The sequence below is a fragment of the Sodalinema sp. genome (assembly GCF_046483825.1).
Classification (GTDB): Bacteria; Cyanobacteriota; Cyanobacteriia; order Cyanobacteriales; family Geitlerinemataceae; genus Sodalinema.
This window is the reverse complement of record NZ_JAWOCL010000148.1, coordinates 1-5,586: the sequence shown is the minus strand read 5'-3', so window position 1 is coordinate 5,586 and position 5,586 is coordinate 1. Positions and strand designations below refer to the sequence as shown.

At 51.5% G+C, this 5,586-nt stretch carries 2 protein-coding genes and 1 pseudogene; 1 reads left to right on the top strand and 2 read right to left on the bottom strand.

Annotation, left to right across the window (positions count from 1 at the left end; genetic code table 11):
- Positions 1–167 precede the first annotated feature (167 nt).
- Positions 168–740 (bottom strand): annotated as a pseudogene (locus tag R6U67_RS09740) (RNA-guided endonuclease InsQ/TnpB family protein); the annotation flags it as partial.
- Between the two features lie 267 nt (positions 741–1,007).
- Here R6U67_RS09740 and metH point away from each other — a divergent pair.
- A complete protein-coding gene (metH, locus tag R6U67_RS09735) occupies positions 1,008–4,556 on the top strand; it encodes a methionine synthase (RefSeq protein WP_410252354.1) in 3,549 nt (1,182 codons plus the stop codon).
- Positions 4,557–4,692: 136 nt separating this feature from the next.
- Here metH and R6U67_RS09730 read toward each other — a convergent pair whose 3' ends face one another.
- Positions 4,693–5,391 (bottom strand): DUF4230 domain-containing protein, encoded by a 699-nt coding sequence (locus R6U67_RS09730; protein WP_410252353.1) that lies wholly within the window; start codon positions 5,389–5,391, stop codon positions 4,693–4,695.
- Positions 5,392–5,586 lie beyond the last annotated feature (195 nt).

Sequence of the window (5,586 nt, the reverse complement as noted above, 5' to 3'; positions counted from 1 at the left end):
AAACCAATGAAACTAAATTTGGAAAAATATCTACTAACCAACCTGTCGCTAAAGTGTTTAAAGAAAAATTATCTGAAAATTTTTTCTCCTTCGTTGATAATACAAAAGATGCAGATGTTATAATTAAAGTAGAATCAAATACGACAGAAGGAAAATTTGTTGAAAAATACTGCCGGAATCTCGACATCAGCCTGAAGGCTAAGCATGACAAAGTACCCGGATGCTTTGCGCACAATTCGAGCTTGTTTGACCTGGAATATCTCAGGGATTTCCCGTGACCAGCGAACCCGAACCCAGCCCAGTTGCGGCAGCTTTATACCCTCATCAGACAGGCAGTTTTTGAGCATCTGGGGGAAGACAAAGCTTCGCATCCGCTTGGGCTTTTTGAATCGTGGTAATCCCGAACGCTTTAACCGCCACGACTCCCAGGATGTTTCCAATTTTCGAAGAACCTGCTGAAGAACCTGAGCGTTGACCGTCTTGAGCCGAGGAAATTCCATCTTGGCAGCGGTCAAACGCTTAGCCTGAACGTGGTAGTTAGGAAATGGTGTATCGGCTGGCAAGATGAACTCCTGCCGGAGCGAACAAGCATTCACCCGAGACTTGCGAGAATCTAGCCAGTCTTTACGTTCCCGCAGCGCAAAATTCCAGACATTGCGGCACACATCCAGAATGTGTTCAATCTCCGAAACCTGCTCCGCAGTCGGCTCTAGCTTAAATTCCCACGTCATGTTTAGCATATCTAAATTGTAGCAGATATTTTGTAGGTTGCTTTCCTCGATCGCGCTTCGCTACACCACCAGCCAAGCTTTTAGCTAGGGCTTTGTACTGCGAAGAATCTGGATAGATTGCTCACATCCCGATACCCCGTCAATCCTGGGAGCAACATCGAGGCGATCGCATCGAGAAACGCGCCGCAATCAGCAATCCCCGCCTCCATCCCGACCCGAGGGCAACAGTCCTGATAAAATAAAGGACTAACCCATCAACGCCCATCTTGACCTGGTATGACTAGCGCCTTCCTCGAACGCCTCCATAGTCCTAACCGTCCCGTCCTCGTCTTCGACGGTGCTATGGGAACCAACCTACAAGTGCAAAACCTGACCGCCGAGGACTTCGGTGGGCCAGAGTACGAAGGGTGCAACGAATACCTGGTCAAAACCAAACCCGACGCCGTCGCCACGGTCCATCGCGGCTTCCTCGACGCGGGGGCCGATGTCATTGAAACCGATACCTTCGGCGGAACTCCCCTGGTGTTAGCCGAATATGACCTGGCGGACCAAGCCTACGACCTCAACAAAGCCGCCGCCGAACTGGCCAAACGCATCACCGCCGACTACTCAACCCCCGAGAAACCCCGCTTCGTCGCCGGTTCCATGGGGCCGGGAACCAAACTCCCCACCCTGGGACATATCGACTTCGATAGTCTCCATCAGGCCTATATCACCCAAGTTGAAGGACTCTACGATGGCGGCGTTGACCTGTTTCTGATTGAAACCTGTCAGGATGTCCTGCAAATCAAAGCCGCACTCAACGCCGTGGAAACGGTCTTTGAACAACGGGGCCAACGTCGTCCGATTATGGTGTCCGTGACCATGGAACAGTTCGGAACCATGCTGGTGGGGTCCGAGATTGGCGCTGCTTTGGCAATTCTCGAACCCTATAACATCGATATTCTGGGACTCAACTGCGCCACGGGTCCCGACTTGATGAAAGACCATATCCGCTATCTGTCGGACCATTCGCCGTTCGTTGTTTCCTGTATCCCCAACGCTGGACTCCCGGAAAACGTCGGCGGCCAAGCTCACTATAAACTGACTCCCCTGGAACTGCGGATGGCCTTGATGCACTTCATCGAGGACTTAGGGGTGCAGGTGATTGGCGGCTGCTGCGGAACTCGTCCCGAACATATCGCGGCCCTGGCGGAGATTAGCCAAGATCTGACCCCGAAAGTTCGCCAACCCCACTATGAAGCCGCCGCCGCGTCGATTTATAGCACTCAAACCTATGAACAGGACAATTCCTTCCTGATTATCGGCGAACGCCTCAACGCCAGTGGGTCTAAGAAAATGCGGACTTTGCTCAATAATGAGGATTGGGATGGTTTGGTGGCCCTGGCGCGATCGCAGGAACGCGAAGGCGCACAAATCCTCGATGTCAACGTGGACTACGTGGGACGAGATGGAGTGCGCGATATGCACGAACTCGTATCACGTTTGGTCAATAATGTCAAGCTTCCCTTGATGTTAGATTCCACCGAATGGCAGAAAATGGAAGCCGGGTTAAAAGTAGCCGGTGGGAAATGTCTGCTGAACTCCACCAACTACGAAGATGGTGAGGAACGCTTCTATAAAGTCCTGGAAATCGCCAAGCAGTACGGCGCGGGGGTGGTGATTGGAACCATCGACGAAGAGGGGATGGCCCGAACCGCCGACCGGAAATTTGAAATCGCCAAACGGGCCTACTACGCCGCCATTGAGTTTGGGATTCCGGCGCGAGAACTGTTTTTTGACCCCTTGGCGCTTCCCGTCTCGACGGGGATTGAAGAAGACCGAGAAAACGGGAAAGCCACCATTGAGTCCATCCGCCGCATTCGTCAGGAACTCCCCGACTGTCACATTACCCTGGGGGTGTCCAACATCTCCTTTGGCTTGAACGCCGCCGCGCGACAGGTTCTCAATTCCGTGTTTCTCCATGATGCGATGCAGGCGGGGTTAGATTCAGCCATCGTCAGCGCCAGTAAGATTTTACCCCTAGCGAAGATTGACCCCGAGCATCAGGAGATCTGCCGCAAACTGATTTATGATCAACGGGAGTTTGATGGGGACGTTTGCACCTATGACCCCTTGGGGGTATTAACGACCCTCTTTCAAGGGAAATCCGCCAAGAAAACCGAAGCCATTGATAAGAATCTCCCCATTGAGGAACAGCTTAAACAGCACATTATTGATGGCGAACGGATTGGCTTAGAGGAGTCCTTGGAAAAAGCGCGTCAAGACTATGAACCGCTGCATATTATTAATGTCTTTCTCCTAGATGGGATGAAAGTCGTTGGGGAGTTGTTTGGGTCAGGACAAATGCAACTTCCCTTTGTCTTGCAGTCGGCGCAAACCATGAAAGCGGCGGTAGCCTATCTGGAACCTTATATGGACAAAGAGGATTCCGATGGTCGCGGTAAGGGAACCTTTTTAATTGCCACGGTGAAGGGAGATGTTCATGATATCGGCAAGAATTTAGTGGATATCATCCTCTCCAATAATGGCTACAAAGTTGTTAATTTAGGGATTAAACAGCCCGTTGAAAACATCATTCAAGCCTATCGAGAACATGGGGCGGATTGTATCGCCATGAGTGGCTTGTTGGTGAAATCAACGGCGTTTATGAAGGACAATTTAGAGCGATTTAATGAAGAAGGAATTACCGTTCCCGTGATTTTAGGGGGAGCGGCGCTTACGCCTAAGTTTGTCTATAAAGACTGTCAAAATACCTATCAGGGTAAGGTCGTGTATGGCAAAGATGCGTTTGCTGACTTGCATTTTATGGACAAGTTAATGCCAGCCAAAGCTGAGGGGAATTGGGATGATTTGCAAGGCTTTTTGGATGAAGTGGCGTTAGAGGAGGAGTCCACCGAATCAGACGGTCCCACTGACACCTCAGAGTCCTCCCAGGAGTCGGAAACGCCTCAAGTGGTGGAAATCGATACTCGCCGTTCCGAGGCGGTGGAGGTAGATATCGATCGCCCCCAACCGCCATTCTGGGGAACCAAGATTCTCACCCCGGAGGATATCCCCTTAGAGGAATTATTCTGGTATTTGGATTTACAGGCCCTGATTGCGGGACAATGGCAATTCCGCAAACCTCGGGACCAGTCGCGGGAAGAGTATGATGCCTTTTTAGAGAAAGAGGTCTATCCGATTCTGGACCATTGGAAGCGGCGGATTGTCGAGGAGAATCTCCTGCATCCGACTATTATTTATGGTTATTTCCCCTGTCAGGCTGAGGGTAATTCCCTTCATATCTATTATCCCGAAGAGGCCGAAGCGGGCCAGTTAGGAGAACCGGCGGCGACGTTTACGTTTCCTCGTCAGCGATCGCTACGGCGGCTATGTCTCTCGGACTTCTTCGCACCCAAAGAAACGGGACAAATTGACGTGTTTCCCATGCAGGCGGTGACCGTGGGAGAAATCGCCACAGAGTTCGCCCAGAAACTGTTTGCGGCCAACGAGTACACCGATTATCTCTATTATCATGGCATGGCGGTTCAGGTAGCCGAAGCCATGGCCGAGTGGATTCACGCTCGCATTCGCCGGGAGTTGGGGTATGGCCATCTCGAACCGGATAATGTGCGGGATGTCTTAGCGCAACGTCATCAGGGATCGCGCTATAGTTTTGGTTATCCCGCTTGTCCCAAGGTGTCGGATCAATATCGTCAGTTGGAGTTGATGGGAACCGATCGCATTGGTATGTTTATGGATGAAAGCGAACAGTTATATCCTGAACAGTCCACGACAGCGTTTGTAGTCTATCACCCGCTAGCGAAGTATTTCAGCGCTTGAACCCACCCCTGCCCCTCCCTGGAGGGGAGAAATGGTAGGATGTGTTCCGGCATCGGCTCAGGTATTGACCCAGACCGATCGATTGTAAGGGCGAAAAATTTTTCGCCCCTACAAGCCGGAACGCATCGCTCTTTTTCTAGCGACCGGCATTCATCAGACAACTGGGCGATCGCCCCAATTGGCTTTCAATGGTAATCTCTTGATACTCAGCCGCTTGCAGGATATTACGGACAATCATTTCAGCTTCCTGATCCGCTTTTTGCAACAGACCCTCCTGACAGGCTTGTTCACGAATTTGCAGTAGGGCCGTTTGTTGGGCTTCCGTGTAGAGTTGCGCCTCAACATTGGGTGCAAACCAGGTGCGTTGATGCTCTAAAATACCTGATTCATCAACATCTAAATCCGCTTGCACCAGATAGGGCGGCGGGAGGAGAATATGAATTTCACCATTGGCGCGATCGACGGATTTGACCTCTAATTGGTCCAGGTCAATTCCAGCACGAACTCGTCCCACCCCTTGATAGAGAACCACCGTTTGTCCTAAATAGAGATGACCAAACATCCGATCCTGATGAGTTCGGACCACAGTTTCGAGGAGAACTTCAGCGGTGGTGAGTTCGGTTTTCCCCTCAAATTCGTTCACCAGTAAGGCTTTGACCTCCGTGACGGGAGCGGGTGCGGCGGGAAACAGGGCCTCGGTGACTTTCTCCGTGAGGCGTTCAGCCTGAAACGCGGCAATTCCCGCGACGACGACGGAGGACACCACCAGGGGATGGAGGAGAACTTTGGCGAATTTCCGAGGTAAAGACTGGGGTAGAGAGTTAGGAGTATTCATAAAATTGCCGGGTAGGGGGACAGCAGCGCCTGATGTAAGCTTAACAGTTGCCTTCGGGTCTATTGTTTTAGATGGTCCGATCGCCCCAGACGTTCCCGCGTCCCATTTTTGCGACAAGGGGACGCGGGGAACCATCGCCGCTAATAGCTGAGGTTAAACTTGGGCCTTGTCCCCAAATCATGAGGATTCCTTGGC